We start from the raw sequence: 14,597 nt of genomic DNA, 5'->3' as shown, positions 1-14,597 counted from the left end.
GTAGGCCGGCACCGCCAAGGAACCAAGAATGCGCTGCCCGTTCTGCGGACATGAAGCCAGCCAGGTAAAGGACAGCCGCCCCACCGAAGATGGGGCGGCGATCCGCCGTCGCCGCCAGTGCGAAGCGTGCGCGGCGCGCTTCACCACCTTCGAGCGGATCCAGCTGCGCGAGCTGACTGTGCTCAAGTCGGAAGACAAGCGCGAGCCGTTCGAGCGCGACAAGCTGATCCGTTCGGTCTCGCTCGCCTGCCGCAAGCGCCCGATCGATGCGACCCAGATCGAAAAGCTCGTCTCGGGCATTCAGCGTCAGCTCGAGACGCTCGGCGACACCGAAATTCCCTCCACCCGCATCGGCGAGATGGTGATGGCCGGGCTCAAGGGACTCGATTCGGTCGCCTATATCCGCTTCGCCAGCGTCTATCGCGACTTCCGCGAGGCGAAGGATTTCGAGGCGTTCGCAAGCAGCGTCAATGAAGTCGGCCACGAGAAGGCGCGCGGCGAATGAGCGCGCCAGCGCCCGTCATCGTCCTTGTGCGCCCGCAACTCGGCGAGAATATCGGCAAGGCGGCGCGCGCGATGCTCAATTTCGGGCTACCCGAAATGCGCCTCGTCTCCCCGCGCGATGGCTGGCCCAACCCCAAGGCGGGTCCGGCGGCAAGCGGTGCGGATGTCATTCTCGAGCAGGCGCGTCTGTTCGAAAGCGTCGCAGACGCAGTCGCCGATTGCGAGCATGTCTACGCCACCACGGTGCGCAAGCGCGGCGTGACCAAGCCCGTGGTCAACCCCGCTGAGGCCGCCTCTCAAATTCACGCCGCGCCCGGCCGCAGCGCGATCCTGTTCGGCGCCGAACGTTCGGGGCTGGCGACCGAGGACGTCAATCTGGCGCGCACGATCCTCACCGTGCCGATCAACCCGGAATTCGGTTCGCTCAATCTCGCGCAGGCGGTCATTCTGGTCGCCTATGAATGGTCGAAGGCGCAGGACCTCGTCCAGCCGCCGCGCACCGATCTCGACCTGCCCGCGCCGCAGGCCGAGCTTGAGGGGATGATCGGCCATTTCGAGATGCTGCTCGCCGACAGCGGCTATTATTATCCGCCCGAACGCGTGGCGGTGACGCGGCTGACCTTGCGCAACCTTCTGACCAAGCCCGGCTGGACCGCACAGGAGGTGCGGACGGTGCGCGGCGTGCTCTCGGCCATTCAGGGCAAGAAGCAGCCCAAGAGCTGAAAACTTGACTCGGAACGGGGTCGCCGCTAACCGCGCGCCTTCGCAATCGGCCCTGCACTCCGGTGAAGCAGCGGCCCTGTGGTTTCCACGGGCGATACCGGAAACGCGATCAGGCAGGAAACTGCCGGGTCAACGTCGTAGCAATTGTAAGGAATTTCAAATGTCGAAGCGTTCCAGCGCCAAGTACAAGCTCGATCGCCGGATGGGCGAGAACATCTGGGGTCGTCCCAAGTCGCCCGTCAACAAGCGCGAATATGGCCCCGGTCAGCACGGTCAGCGCCGCAAGGGCAAGATGTCGGACTTCGGCATCCAGCTGCGCGCCAAGCAGAAGCTCAAGGGCTATTACGGCGACATCACCGAGAAGCAGTTCAAGCGCTCGTACGAAGACGCTTCGAAGATGAAGGGCGACACCGGTCAGAACCTGATCGGCCTGCTCGAAATGCGCCTCGACATGATCGTCTACCGCGCCAAGTTCGCGCCGACGATCTTCGCCGCACGCCAGCTGGTCAACCATGGCCACGTCAAGGTGAATGGCGAGAAGTGCAACATCGGTTCGCGCCGCATCAAGCCGGGCGAGACCGTCGAGCTGGGTTCGAAGGCGCAGGAAATGGCGCTGGTGATGGAAGCACAGAGCCTCGCCGAGCGCGACATCCCCGATTACGTCGCCCCGGACGGCGCGTCGAAGATCACCTTCACCCGCGTGCCGACCCTCGACGAGGTGCCGTACCCGGTGAAGATGGAACCGAACCTGGTCGTCGAATTCTATTCGCGCTAAGTTCCGGTCTCAGCCGAAACAGCAAAGGGCGGTCCTTCGGGGCCGCCCTTTTCGTTTGCGCCCCGCTTGCCCCTCGCGCCGCCCGCTGCCACAAGTCGCGCAACGAAATTACCCGGAGACGATGTCGATGCGCTTCGCCCTTCTTGCCCTGCTGGGCCTTGCCGCGTGCAGCGGCGGCCAGTCCACCGCGCCCGAACTGCCCGCGATGCCGATGGAGACGATGAAGGAGGCGACCCGCGTCCTTTCCTCCGACGAATTCGAGGGTCGCGCGCCGGGCACGGCGGGTGAGAAGAAGACGCTCGACTACCTCGTCCAGCAATTCCAGAAGGCGGGGCTCCAGCCCGGCAATAACGGCAGCTGGTTCCAGGACGTGCCGCTCGTCGCGATTACCGCGAAGAACGTCTCGCCGCTCAGCTTCACCGGCGGCACCCAGCCGATCAGCCTGAAATACGGCCCCGAATTCGTCGCCGGCACCTATCGCGTGACGCCCAAGGTCGCGCTCAAGGACAGCCCGGTCGTATTCGTCGGCTATGGCATCAACGCGCCCGAAAAGGGCTGGAACGACTATGCCGGCGTCGACGTGAAGGGGAAGACCGTCGTTATCCTCGTCAACGATCCCGACTGGCAGACGGCGGAAGCGAAGGGCGAGTTCAACGGCCGCGCGATGACCTATTATGGCCGCTGGACCTATAAGTTTGAGGAGGCCGCGCGTCAGGGCGCCGCCGCCGCGATCATCGTCCACCAGACCGAACCCGCCGCCTATGGCTGGAACGTCGTCCAGTCGAGCTGGACCGGCGAGCAGCAGGTCGCCGACGCCGCCAACGGCCATGCCGACCAGTCTGCCGCGATCGGCTGGATCCAGCTCGACAAGGCGAAGGCGCTGTTCGCCTCAGGCGGGCAGGATTTCGACAAACTCGCCGCGGCTGCGAAGGTGAAGGGCTTCAAGCCCGTCGCGCTCGGCGACGTGAAGGCGTCGATCAGCTTCGACAACGACATCCGCAAGCACGCGTCGAAGAACGTCATCGGCATTCTCCCCGGCAAGAAGCAGCCGAACGAATATGTCCTCTACACCGCGCACTGGGACCATCTCGGCCGGTGCGAAGCGGCGCCCGATGGCGACGACATCTGCAACGGCGCGATCGACAACGCCACCGGCACCGCCGCGCTGGTCGCGCTCGCCGAAGCGCAGGTGAAGGCCGGCGCGCCCGACCGCACGCTCGTCTTCCTCGCCGTCACCGCCGAGGAATCGGGCCTGCTCGGCTCCAAATATTATGGCGACAACCCGATCTTCCCGCTCGCCCAGACGGTCGGCGGCGTCAATATGGACGCGCTCAACCTGACGCCTCCCGCGAAGAACGTCGTCGTCGTCGGCAAGGGCAAGTCGGGGCTCGAAGCCTATCTCGACCGCGCGCTCGCCGCGCAGGGCCGCACCGCCAGCGGGGAGCCGACCCCGGAGAAGGGCTTCTACTATCGTTCCGACCACTTCATGTTCGCCAAGCACGGCGTCCCGATGCTCTATTTCGACGCGGGCGATGACCTCGTCGAGGGCGGCACCGCGGCGGGCAAGGCCGCGGCGCAGGACTATGAGAAGAACAAATACCACGGCCCCAAGGACGAGTATGATCCGAACTGGAACTGGGCCGGGGTCGAGAAGGACCTGCAACTCTATTACGCGGTCGGCCGCATGCTCGCGACGGGCAGCGACTGGCCCAACTGGAACGAGGGCGACGAATTCCGCGCCGCCCGCGACAAGTCACGCCAGGGAGCGAAATAAACACCAATGAAGCCGACGCCGCCAGCCGAATGGGCCAAGCACAAGGCCGTATGGATCGGCTTCCCCAGCCATCCCGAGCTGTGGGAATCGCTGAACGCCGCCCGGGCCGAGGTCGCCGCTTTTGCCCGTGCGGTCCATGCGGGCGGCACCGGCGAGCAGGTGCTGCTCGTCGCTGCGGATGAGGAAGCCGCCACCGCCGCACGCCTGCTCGCGGGCGACGCGGCGAAGGTCGTGGTCGCCCCGTTCGGCGACATCTGGCTGCGCGACACCGGCGTCATCCTCGACGACAAGGGCGTCGGCCACGCCTTCCGCTTCAACGGCTGGGGCGGCAAATATGAGTATGACGGCGATGAAGAGGTCGGCCGCCTGCTCGCCGACAAGCGCCGGATCGAGATCGAGCCGCATGACTGGGTGCTCGAGGGTGGCTCGATCGACTGGGACGGCACCGGCCTCGTCGTCACCACCGAACAATGCCTGCTCAACCGCAACCGCAACCCGACGCTCTCGCAGCACGAGGCGGAGGAGCGGCTGTACAACGATCTCGGCTTCGATCGCGTGCTGTGGCTCGGCAACGGCCTCAGCCACGACCATACCGACGGCCATGTCGACAACCTCGCCCGCTTCGTCGGCCCCAACCGGCTCGCGATCCCCGTGCCCGAGGAAAACGATCCCAACTGGCTGGTCTATGCCGATGCCAAACGCCGCGCAGAGGCGTTCGGGGTCGAGGTCGTTCCGATCCCCTCGCCCGGCCGCGTGATCCGCGGCGATGAGGTCGTGCCCGCGAGCTATATGAACTTCTACATCGGCAACGCCGCGGTGGTCGTGCCGGTCTATGGCCAGCCCAATGATCGCAAGGCGGTCGAGGTCATCGGCGCACTCTTCCCCGGCCGCGAGACGGTCGGCCTGCGCGCCGACCATATCCTGACGGGCGGCGGCAGCTTCCACTGCATCAGCCAGCAAATTCCGAAGTAACCCGCACCCTCACCAACCACCGTCATCCCGGCCTTGTGCCGGGATCCACCGTGCCGCCGGCGATGCCCTCACACTCATGCCGCGTCGCTCGACGAACCGTGGACCCCGGCACAAGGCTGGGGTGACGGCGAGGGTGGAATCGCGCGCCTCCCCCGGCCTATGATCGCGCCGGACCATAGAATGGGAGCCGGCCGTGAATCCCTTTCCGCACGACATCTTCACCGAACCGAGCGACGTCGATCCCGACACGCTTGCCAATCTCGGGCCGCTGCGGCGGCTGGCGGGGCGGTGGGAGGCGCACAAGGGCATCGACATCAACCCCAAGGCCGATGCGCCCGAACGGCGCGAGTTCATCGAACGCATCGCCTTCGACGCGATCGATCCGCAGACCAACGGCCCGCAGCTCCTCTATGGCCTGCGCTACCATATCCACATCACCACCCGCGAAGAGGACATCACCTTCCACGAGCAGGTCGGCTATTGGCTGTGGGAACCGGCGACGGGCCTGGTGCTCCAGACGCTGGCGATCCCGCGCGGCCAGGTCGCGCTCGCCTCGGGCAAGGCAGGGGTCGATGACGACAAGCTGACGCTCACCGCGACGCGCGGGCAGACCGACTATGGCATCTGCTCGACCGCCTTCCTCGAATATGGCTTCCGCACCGACAGCTACAGCATCGACATCGAATTCGAAGGCGACGATGCCTGGAGCTACGATGTCCGTACCATGCTGCTGGTCCATGGCCGGCCCGATCCATTTGAGCATCACGACCAGAACCGTCTGAAGCGCGTCGCCGCGGGCCGGCCCAATCCGCTCAAGCAGATCCTCGACCGCCGCGCCGCGCATCCGTCCGGCTGACCCACCGAAAGCCGCCGTCACCCCGGCACAAGGCCGGGGTGACGGCGGTAGAGATCATCCCGTGCGGGGGCCAGATGCGCTGACGACGTCGATAAAGTGCTCCACATCGGCGTTCGCGATCACCAATGCCGACTGCCAGCTGCCGCTCGGCGCGCGCGAGAACCGGAACAGATCCTTTCGCTTGTCGAAAACCTCGCATCCGCGGGCCGGATTGTCGTGCTTCAGCAGGTTGTTGAGCGAGTTCAGGAGCTCAAGCTCGTCGCTTACCTCGATACCTTCCGCGATGACGCGCTTTCGAAGGCGCTCGAAGGTGCGTTCATCGCTCCCGGTCCATGCTCGTGCGGATCGTTCCCAATAGTGGAATGCGCTCGTTATGAACGCTTCCCGCACCACATTCAGTGCGATTGCCGCTTGTAGCGCCTCATGCTGAAGCCCGATGCGGGTGCTTCGGATCAGCACGCCGTCTTCATCATACTCGTCGTCATTCTCGCCGCCGCCGAGATAGCGATATTCTTCGGCGCGTGCTTGATCGGCGGCCTGCTTCATCGCTTCAATCGAAGCCCGAAAGCTTGCTCGAATGCGCCCGATGCCTGCCTCGAATTGAAAGGCGCGGAACGCCAGCCGGAATTCCAATGGAAGTTCAGCCATGTATCCCCCTCACTATCGGAATGCCGCCGTGCCGGAAAAAATGCCAGCGCAGCGTGCCATTTGCACCTCGTTCCCCTAAATAGCGCGCCATGACTCAGATCACCGTCGCCGCGCTCCAGCTCGCCTTCACTAACGACATCGCGGGCAATATCGCCAACGTCACCGAACTCGTGCGCGAAGCGGCAGGGAAGGGCGCGCAGGTCGTGTTGCCGCCCGAATTGTTCGAGGGCGAATATTTCTGCCGGGTCGAGGACGAGGCGCTGTTCGCCAGCGCGAAGCCGCTCGCCAGCCACCCTGCGGTCACCGCGATGCAGGCGCTCGCGGGGGAACTGCGCATCCACATCCCGACCAGCTTCTTCGAGGCCGACGGGCCGCATTTCTACAATTCGCTCGCGATGATCGGCCCCGACGGCAAGGTCGCGGGGGTCTATCGCAAGAGCCACATCCCCGACGGCCCGGGCTATGAGGAGAAATATTATTTCCGCCCCGGCAACACCGGGTTCAAGGTGTGGGACGGGCCGGCCGCAGACGCGACGCTCGGCGTCGGCATCTGCTGGGACCAATGGTATCCCGAAACCGCGCGCACGATGATGCTGATGGGGGCGGAATTGCTCTTCTATCCCACCGCGATCGGCTCGGAGCCCTATGACGCCGATCTCGACACCAGCCGCATGTGGCGTCGTGCGATGGTCGGCCATGCCGTGTCCAATGTCGTGCCGGTGATCGCTTCCAATCGCATCGGCACCGAGGGCGACCAGCGCTTCTACGGCCACAGCTTCATCTGCGACGAATGGGGCGACATCGTCGCGGAGTTCGGGGCGGAGGAGACCGGCGTCCTCACCGCGACGCTCGACCTCGACCGCGCGCGCAAACACCGCGCCGGCATGGGCTTCTTCCGCGACCGCCGGCCCGAGCTGTACAAGCGAATGGTCGAGGATATCTGAGCGCCAGCGCCGAATGCCACTACCCGTCATCCCGGCCTTGTGCCGGGATCCACGGTTCCCGACGGGCTGGCGGAGCGGCTCGCGCCCTTCGTTCAACGCACACCGGCACAAGAGCATGACCGGTTGAAATGTTGGAACTGATTTGCTCCATCCTTGTCGATGGAACGAAATAGCCCCGCCACCACCGATATCAGCACCCGTGTCGACGGCCTCAATCCCTCGCGCACGCGTAGGAGTGTGACTTTTGGGACTTTCCAGCGTTCGCGTCGCGCTTCAGACCGTCCCGCGCAGTGCCAGCGCCCGTTCGAACACCGCCTCGAACATCCCCGCCGTCAGCCGCCCGGTATTCTGGTTGTAGCGCGAGCAGTGATAGCTATCGATCAGCACCCGCCCGTCGGGCACCCGGTGCTCGGCCAGATGCGCGAAGCGGCATTTGGGCAGCTTGCCGCCCAGGATCTTGACCGCGCTCTGGTGCGCGATCTGGCCCAGCGCGATGAAGATGCGGGCGGGGATCGCATTGGCCTGTGCATCGGCAAAGGGGCGGCAGGTCCGGGCTTCCTCGGGCGTCGGTTTGTTTTCGGGCGGCAGGCATTTGACCGAATTGATGATGATCGCGCCCTTGAGCTGCAGCCCGTCATCGGCCCGCGATTCATACGTCCCTTCGGTAAGTCCGAATTTGCTCAGCGTCGCGAACATCAGGTCGCCCGCGAAATCGCCGGTAAAGGGCCGCCCCGTCCGGTTGGCACCATGCTTGCCTGGGGCAAGGCCGATGATGCCCAGCCACGCGTTCGGATCGCCGAAGGCGGGCACCGGCGCGTTCCACCAATCGGGATGTTCACTGCGCAGGTCTTCGCGCAACCCCACCAGCCGCGGACAGCGCGGGCAGTCATGTGGGGGTTCGGTATCGGGAAGCGGGCTTGGCGGGATCATGCGTCAGCGATAGGCCGTGCAGCGTGACAAGCTCAACCCCGGCACCGCTCTATGTCGTTGCTCTCGGCTCCAACCGCCGCGGCCGCCACGGCGCGCCTGAGGCCGAGCTGCGCGCCGCGCTGGCAGCGATCGGCGGGGTGGTGAAGGTATCGCCGATCATCGCCACCGCTCCGCTCGGGCCGGCGCGCCGCCGCTTCGCCAATGCCGCCGCGCTGATCGAAAGCGACGAGATGCCGCCGGCGCTGCTCGCGCGTCTCAAGCAAATCGAGCGTGCTTTTGGCCGCCGGCGCGGGCGGCGCTGGGACAGCCGGGTGATCGATCTCGACATCATCCTGTGGTCCGGCGGCGCATGGGCCAGCCCCGGCCTTATCGTCCCGCACCCGCAATTCCGCCGCCGCGGTTTCGTGCTGGCGCCCCTGAACGCGATCGTGCCGGACTGGCGCGACCCGGTCACTGGCCGTACGGTCCGCCAACTCGCCGCGCATACGAACGGGTAGGGAGAAAATGATGCCGATGATGTTGTTGCCGCTTGTGCTGGCTGCGTTTCAGGCTGCCGAGGCGCCGCCGCCGCCACAGCCGAGTACGGGCATCTACCGTCTGCCCTATGGCGAAGCGACGCAGGTGAAAGTGTTCGATGACACCCGTACCCACCGGCCACGCGCGCGGATCGACCTGTTCGCCGTTGGCGGTCCGAAGCCCTATCGCATCGTCGCAGCGGCCGCGGGGCGGGTGATGGCGATCCAGGACAGCTATGGCGAGCGCCAGACCGGCCGTCCGGCGAGCGAATGCCGCAACAATTTCGTCTGGATCGCGCATCCCAATGGCGAGTGGACGGGCTATTCGCACGTCGCCAGGGGCTCGGCGACCGGCACGGCAAAGCTCAAGGTTGGCCAGCAGGTGCGCGCCGGGCAGCTGCTCGGGATCGAGGGCGATGTCGGCTGCTCGATGCTGAACCACCTCCATTTCGAGGTGGCGGCGCCCGATCCGGCGAAACCGGTCGATGCGGGCGGCTTCCTGACCGACAATGAAGGCGGCAAGCGTAACCGCGAACCGCGCTTCTGTGACATCAAGGGGACGATCAACAAGGACGAGGTGCATGTTGCAAGGCGCTGTGCCGGTTGACCGCGCGGGATCACGCCCTTAGGGGCACACCACCCTCAAGTGCGGGCTCGTAGCTCAGTTGGTAGAGCAACGGACTTTTAATCTGTAGGTCTCGGGTTCGAGCCCCGACGAGCCCACCACTTGAGGCGTACCCGACCCATCGCGAGGTCAGGCAGGAACCAGCCCGGCACGCCCCGCAGCTCCAAAATAGCCGCGCATCGCCGCCGCAGCCCGATCGGTCAGCGTGATATGGGCGCGGCGCTTGTCGGTCGGATCCGGCTCGCGGCCGAAGAGCTGAGCATCGTGCATCGTCCCGATCCAGCGCAGCGCTGTCGTCGGCGGCACCGACGCGGCGATACACAGGCTGGAAACCGACACGCGGCGCCCCTCGAGCCGAGCGGCATAGAGATCGAGCAGCATGTCCCAGGCGGGGTCGGCGAACAGCTCCGACGCGAAATGCTGGTCGCGCAGCCGCCGGGCACGGATCGTGGCGCGGATGGCACGCGGATCGGGATCGGGTTCGGCGACGGGCTCGCCGCGATAACCGGGGGTGCGGTCGCGGAGACCCGTGGGTGGTGCGGCGGTGAGCTGGCTCAGCACTTCGGCGAGCCGGGCAACCTCCTCGTTGAGCAGCCGCAGCCGCTCGGCTTCCCGCTCACGGGCGGCATCGTGCAGCCGCGTCGTTCCGGGGGTCAGCGCATTGGTCAGGGCTGCGGCCTGTTCAGCAGGGCTGGCGTTGCACAGCAACACAGCGTTCGCCGCAAGCATCGGTCCCGCAACGGCATCGATCGTAGCGGTGTCGAGCAGCACCACCGTCCGGCAATCGCGCTCGCCGATCGACCCGGCGATCGCAGCCGCGCTATCCGCCGCCTCGGCATCGGACAGCCCGACAGTGTCGAACAGCAGCACATCGAGGCTGATCTGATTCGCGAGCCGCGCCGCGGCATGTTCGGGCGTCACCGCGCCGAGCAGGCGAGCGCCCGATGCTTCGACCAGAGTCTGGAGTGTCGTGAGCCGGTCCGGCGTGGCGACGACAAGCGCCCCAGCATCAGTCGTCGGCGAGAGAGGAGCAGGGACGACCGTCTCAGGCATTAAAACCTCCGCTTTGCATTGCATTGCGGATGTTTCACCGGTTCGTGGCTCAGACGTAAGCAAAAATGCCTCCGTTCCCAATCCGTTTCGGATGAACTATCTCCGGAACGGATCAAGAACGCAAGCGGCAAGTCACCCGAACACGCCTTCGGCATCGTCGAACTCATCGTCGATGAGCAGTCGTGCAGCACTGGCCACGCTGCCGCCGCTCAGTGCAAGCCAGATCGCAGCGATGATCGAGCCGCCGATCGATTGCAGGATCATTAACGTGTTGAGACTGCCGGCAGCCGCGGCCTGGCGCTCGAGGACCAGTGTCGTCGCTTCCGGATCACCGGCTGCCGACATGAGATCTGTGAAATAGCCGCCCATCGCGGCGAGGTTGACCGCCATCGACAGCACAAAGCCGATGACAGAGACGACCAGCGCAGCGCCGAACAGCTTCCAGAAATGGCCGCGGCTTAGCCGCCATGCTTCGCCGATCGCGAATGCGCCGCGATGCAGGGTCAGCGGGAAGGCGAGCGAGAAACGCACAACGAGAAAGATCACGGCGCCGAATACGATCAGGCCCACGATCAGGGAAAGGATCGCAATAAGTGCCACCGATTCGCTGCCGTCGGCAACAACCCCGATGAAGAGGCCGACGACAAGGCTTGCGCCGAAAGCCAATACGAAGCCGGCAATCGTGAACAGCACCACCAGACCGAATGTGCGGAGCTCGTCCATGCCGAGCCGCAGGAACGCGATGCCGCCCGCCTCAGGCCGGAGCACTGAACGCATTGACGCAGTGTAGAGAACGACGCCGACAATCCCGAGGAGGAAGGCGAGCAGCCATACTGGCCCCATCGCATTGAAGGTCGCCGCCGGATCCTGGGCGAGCGCGGGGTCGGTCGCCACGCCGAACAGGGGCTGCATCGCAAGCACCATCGCCAGGTTGCAGGCGAGATAGATGCCGCCCCAGATCGCGACCGCAGTGAAATGCTCGCGAAAGACGCCGAACGCGCCTTCCAGGATTCGTCCGACACTGATCATTGCCCAGCCCCCAAATGTGGCCGCCGCAACGCTTAGTTCAGTCGAGGGACTTGACGATTTCCTCGACCATCTTCTTGGCGTCGGCCAGCAGCATCATCGTGTTGTCCTGATAGAAGACGTCGTTGTCCACCCCCGCATAGCCGACACCGCCCATGCTGCGCTTGATGAACAGCACGGTCTTGGCCTTGTTCACGTCGAACACGGGCATACCGTAAATGGGCGAGGACTTGTCGGTCTTTGCCGCCGGGTTGACCACGTCGTTGGCGCCGATGATGAAGGCGACGTCGGTCTGGGCGAACTCGCTGTTGATGTCCTCCAGCTCGAACACCTCGTCGTACGGGACATTGGCTTCAGCCAGCAGCACGTTCATGTGGCCGGGCATACGGCCCGCGACCGGGTGGATCGCATATTTCACGCGGACGCCATGCTCTTTCAGCTTGTCGCCCATCTCACGCAACACATGCTGCGCCTGCGCCACCGCCATGCCGTAGCCGGGGACGATAATGACCTGCTCGGCCTGCTGCATCAGGAAGGCCGCGTCTTCGGCGGATCCGCGCTTCCACGGACGATCGGTTGCCGCAGCAGCCGCACCGCCGCCGCTGTCGCCGCCAAAGCCGCCCGCGATCACACTGATGAAGCTGCGGTTCATCGCGCGGCACATGATGTAGCTCAGGATCGCGCCCGAGCTGCCGACCAGTGCACCGGTGATGATCATTGCGGTGTTGCCGAGCGTGAAGCCCATCGCCGCCGCCGCCCAGCCCGAATAGCTGTTGAGCATCGAAACCACGACCGGCATGTCCGCGCCGCCGATCGGGATGATCAACAGGAAGCCGATCAGGAAGGACAGCGCCAGCACCGTCCAGAACACCCACACCGGTGCCTGAAGCTCGATCGTGTAAAAGGCGATCAGGCCGAGGATCGCGGCCAGCGTGCCGAGGTTGATGACATGCCGCCCCGGCAGCATGATCGGCTTGCCGCCCATATTGCCGTTGAGCTTGAGGAAGGCGATGACCGAGCCGGAGAAGGTGATCGCGCCGATCGCGACGCCCAGGCCCAGTTCGATGCGGCTGACCGGCAGGATCAGCCCGGCGAACTTCGAGGTTTCGGGAAACACGATCCCGAATGCCTGCGGGTTGAGATAGGCCGCGACCCCGACCAGCACGGCAGCGAGGCCGACAAGGCTGTGAAAGCCCGCGACCAGCTGCGGCATATCGGTCATTTTGATCTTACGTGCGACGATCCAGCCAAAGCCGCCGCCGATGGCGATTGCGCCGAGGATCTCGGGCAATGACGCGATCTCGTGCGTGACCAGCGTCGTCACCACAGCGATCAGCATGCCGGCCATGCCGAAGCGATTGCCGCGGCGGCTGGTCGCGGGCGAGGACAGCCCACGCAACGCGACGATGAAACAGACGCCTGCGATCAGATAGGCGAGCGCAACCCAGGGGTTGACGGGAGCAGCCTCATGCATCGGCTCAGCCCTTCTTCTTGTACATGGCGAGCATGCGCTCGGTGACGGCGAAACCGCCGAAGATGTTCACGCTGGCCAGCGCGACCGCGATCAGCCCCAGCCACTTTGCGGTTTCGCTCCCGGCCGCGGCCGAAGCGATCAGCGCACCGACGATGATGACCGAGGAAATGGCGTTGGTGACGGCCATCAGCGGCGTGTGCAGCGCCGGCGTGACCGACCACACGACATAATAGCCGACGAAGCACGCCAGTACGAAGATCGACAGGATCGAGATGAAGTCCATCGCCCCTAATTCCTTTTCCTAGGCGTGCGCGGCGGGAATGACCGTTCGAGCTTTGCGATTGCTGATTCGCCTTGATCCAGCCTTCGCGTGATTTCAGTTCGTGTCAGGCATTTCGCGCGCCCGCTGGGGTCCACGATGACCGTTGACGGCGGCATGAGGCGGTTCAGGTCCACATTGCCCTTGGCGGTGCGGATTCGTTGTTTGACCCGGTCGAATCGAGCCACCAGTTCGCTCTGGCGATCCATCAGGTCAATCGCGCCGCACAGAAACATCTCGTGCCGCAGCGAGCCCGGTATTCGCGCTTCAGCCAAAGGCAGAAGGCGTTGATCCCAACCACCCTGAAGCGCGACCGCGGCCAACAGGCCGAAGGCCATCACCCGAGCAGCCTCTCGTTCACCACCTTGCCGTCACGGGTCAACCGGATCGCGTCGCCGATCTCTTCGTCGAGCACCGGCTTGCCGGCTTCCTTGTCCCAGAAGGCCGACAGGAAGTTGTAGAGGTTGCGTGCGAACAGCGCCGAGGCGTCCGAAGCGAGGCGCGAGGGCACATTCCTGTGCCCGACGATCTTCACCCCATGCTTCTCGACCACCTCGCCCGCGACTGAGCCCTCGACATTGCCGCCGCTTTCGACCGCGAGATCGACGATGACGCTACCCGGTCGCATCGACGCGATCTGCGCGTCGCTGATCAGGCGCGGGGCAGGGCGCCCCGGGATCAGCGCGGTGGTGATGACGATGTCCTGTTTGGCGATATGCGCAGAGACGAGCTCGGCCTGCGCGGCCTTGTAGTCGTCGCTCATCTCGGTGGCATAACCGCCCGAGCCCTCGCCCTCGATCCCTGCGACGGTCTCGACAAAGATCGGCTTGGCGCCGAGCGATAGGATCTGCTCCCTGGTCGCCGAGCGTACGTCGGTCGCCGAGACTTGCGCGCCGAGGCGGCGGGCGGTGGCGATCGCCTGAAGCCCGGCGACACCGACGCCCATCACGAACACCTTGGCGGCCGAAATGGTGCCCGCCGCGGTCATCATCATCGGAAAGGCACGGCCATATTCGCCCGCCGCGTCGAGCACCGCCTTGTAGCCGGACAAGTTCGACTGCGAGGACAGGATGTCCATCGACTGCGCGCGGGTGATGCGCGGCATGAACTCCATCGCCAGCGCCTCGATTCCCAGCGCTGCATAGGCGTCGACGCGGGCGCGTTCGCCAAATGGATTGAGGCCCGCGGCCAGCCAGGCGCCGGGCTTGATGCCGGCGAGGCTCGCCGGATCCGGTCCCGCCACGCCGAGCACGATATCGGCATCCGCGAGCACGTCGGCCCGTGATCCAATCTTTGCGCCAACGGCGGAAAAGGCGTTGTCATCAAGGGAAGCGGTGTCACCCGCCCCGCGTTCGACGGCCACTTCGGCCCCGAGCGAGACGAACTTCTTGACCGTTTCCGGCGTCGCAGAGACACGCCGCTCACCAGCGGCGGTCTCCTTGAGGACCGCGATCTTCAC

17 protein-coding genes and 1 tRNA gene are annotated in these 14,597 nt (G+C 65.2%); 10 read left to right on the top strand and 8 right to left on the bottom strand.

Features of this window, described 5'->3' with window-relative positions:
- The first annotated feature begins 28 nt into the window (after positions 1-28).
- The 6 genes from nrdR to AC07NK_RS01545 all read left to right on the top strand — a co-directional run bounded on the left by nrdR (position 29) and on the right by AC07NK_RS01545 (position 5,604).
- Positions 29-505 (top strand): transcriptional regulator NrdR, encoded by a 477-nt coding sequence (gene nrdR, locus AC07NK_RS01570; RefSeq protein WP_495168811.1) that lies wholly within the window; start codon positions 29-31, stop codon positions 503-505.
- A complete protein-coding gene (locus AC07NK_RS01565; RefSeq protein WP_495168810.1) occupies positions 502-1,227 on the top strand; it encodes an RNA methyltransferase in 726 nt (241 codons plus the stop codon). Before nrdR ends, AC07NK_RS01565 begins: the two co-directional genes overlap by 4 nt.
- 160 nt (positions 1,228-1,387) lie before the next feature.
- Positions 1,388-2,002 carry a 30S ribosomal protein S4 gene (gene rpsD / locus AC07NK_RS01560; protein ID WP_447727493.1) on the top strand — a complete coding sequence of 205 codons (615 nt, stop codon included), beginning with the start codon at positions 1,388-1,390 and terminating at the stop codon, positions 2,000-2,002.
- 127 nt (positions 2,003-2,129) lie between these two features.
- Positions 2,130-3,776 (top strand): M28 family metallopeptidase, encoded by a 1,647-nt coding sequence (locus AC07NK_RS01555; RefSeq protein ID WP_495168809.1) that lies wholly within the window; start codon positions 2,130-2,132, stop codon positions 3,774-3,776.
- 6 nt (positions 3,777-3,782) lie between these two features.
- Positions 3,783-4,748, top strand: coding sequence for an agmatine deiminase family protein (locus AC07NK_RS01550; RefSeq protein WP_495168808.1), 966 nt, complete (start codon positions 3,783-3,785; stop codon positions 4,746-4,748).
- Between the two features lie 193 nt (positions 4,749-4,941).
- Positions 4,942-5,604 (top strand): FABP family protein, encoded by a 663-nt coding sequence (locus tag AC07NK_RS01545; protein ID WP_495168807.1) that lies wholly within the window; start codon positions 4,942-4,944, stop codon positions 5,602-5,604.
- Between the two features lie 54 nt (positions 5,605-5,658).
- Here AC07NK_RS01545 and AC07NK_RS01540 read toward each other — a convergent pair whose 3' ends face one another.
- Positions 5,659-6,252, bottom strand: coding sequence for a hypothetical protein (locus tag AC07NK_RS01540; RefSeq protein WP_495168806.1), 594 nt, complete (start codon positions 6,250-6,252; stop codon positions 5,659-5,661).
- Positions 6,253-6,341: 89 nt separating this feature from the next.
- On the opposite strand from AC07NK_RS01540, the gene aguB reads away from it, so the two are divergent.
- Positions 6,342-7,196 carry an N-carbamoylputrescine amidase gene (gene aguB, locus AC07NK_RS01535; RefSeq protein WP_495168805.1) on the top strand — a complete coding sequence of 285 codons (855 nt, stop codon included), beginning with the start codon at positions 6,342-6,344 and terminating at the stop codon, positions 7,194-7,196.
- A 273-nt stretch (positions 7,197-7,469) separates the two neighbouring features.
- Here aguB and AC07NK_RS01530 read toward each other — a convergent pair whose 3' ends face one another.
- The gene (locus AC07NK_RS01530; RefSeq protein ID WP_495168804.1) at positions 7,470-8,126 is read right to left on the bottom strand and encodes a uracil-DNA glycosylase; all 657 of its coding nucleotides are present in this window, start codon (positions 8,124-8,126) and stop codon (positions 7,470-7,472) included.
- A gap of 23 nt (positions 8,127-8,149) precedes the next feature.
- On the opposite strand from AC07NK_RS01530, the gene folK reads away from it, so the two are divergent.
- The 3 genes from folK to AC07NK_RS01515 all read left to right on the top strand — a co-directional run bounded on the left by folK (position 8,150) and on the right by AC07NK_RS01515 (position 9,367).
- Positions 8,150-8,623 (top strand): 2-amino-4-hydroxy-6-hydroxymethyldihydropteridine diphosphokinase, encoded by a 474-nt coding sequence (gene folK, locus AC07NK_RS01525; RefSeq protein ID WP_495168803.1) that lies wholly within the window; start codon positions 8,150-8,152, stop codon positions 8,621-8,623.
- Positions 8,624-8,633: 10 nt separating this feature from the next.
- The gene (locus AC07NK_RS01520; protein WP_495168802.1) at positions 8,634-9,248 is read left to right on the top strand and encodes a M23 family metallopeptidase; all 615 of its coding nucleotides are present in this window, start codon (positions 8,634-8,636) and stop codon (positions 9,246-9,248) included.
- Positions 9,249-9,291: 43 nt separating this feature from the next.
- A tRNA-Lys gene (locus AC07NK_RS01515) sits at positions 9,292-9,367 on the top strand.
- 28 nt (positions 9,368-9,395) lie between these two features.
- Here AC07NK_RS01515 and AC07NK_RS01510 read toward each other — a convergent pair.
- From AC07NK_RS01510 to AC07NK_RS01485, 6 genes are all read right to left on the bottom strand, one after another.
- On the bottom strand, positions 9,396-10,319 hold the full coding sequence (locus AC07NK_RS01510) for a hypothetical protein (RefSeq protein ID WP_495168801.1): 924 nt from the start codon (positions 10,317-10,319) through the stop codon (positions 9,396-9,398).
- 132 nt (positions 10,320-10,451) lie between these two features.
- Positions 10,452-11,348: a hypothetical protein gene (locus AC07NK_RS01505; protein WP_495168800.1), complete on the bottom strand. Its 897-nt coding sequence runs from the start codon at positions 11,346-11,348 to the stop codon at positions 10,452-10,454.
- 37 nt (positions 11,349-11,385) lie between these two features.
- Positions 11,386-12,819 carry an NAD(P)(+) transhydrogenase (Re/Si-specific) subunit beta gene (locus AC07NK_RS01500; RefSeq protein ID WP_495168799.1) on the bottom strand — a complete coding sequence of 478 codons (1,434 nt, stop codon included), beginning with the start codon at positions 12,817-12,819 and terminating at the stop codon, positions 11,386-11,388.
- A 4-nt stretch (positions 12,820-12,823) separates the two neighbouring features.
- The gene (locus AC07NK_RS01495; protein WP_300497114.1) at positions 12,824-13,102 is read right to left on the bottom strand and encodes an NAD(P) transhydrogenase subunit alpha part 2; all 279 of its coding nucleotides are present in this window, start codon (positions 13,100-13,102) and stop codon (positions 12,824-12,826) included.
- A 5-nt stretch (positions 13,103-13,107) separates the two neighbouring features.
- Positions 13,108-13,476 (bottom strand): hypothetical protein, encoded by a 369-nt coding sequence (locus AC07NK_RS01490; protein ID WP_495168798.1) that lies wholly within the window; start codon positions 13,474-13,476, stop codon positions 13,108-13,110.
- Complete coding sequence (locus AC07NK_RS01485; protein ID WP_495168797.1) at positions 13,476-14,597, bottom strand: NAD(P) transhydrogenase subunit alpha; 1,122 nt, start codon at positions 14,595-14,597, stop codon at positions 13,476-13,478. Before AC07NK_RS01485 ends, AC07NK_RS01490 begins: the two co-directional genes overlap by 1 nt.

This window comes from Sphingomonas sp. GW821-FHT09B04 (assembly GCF_059418285.1).
The sequence above is the reverse complement of the archived record's forward strand: the minus strand, read 5'-3'. Positions and strand labels throughout refer to the sequence as shown.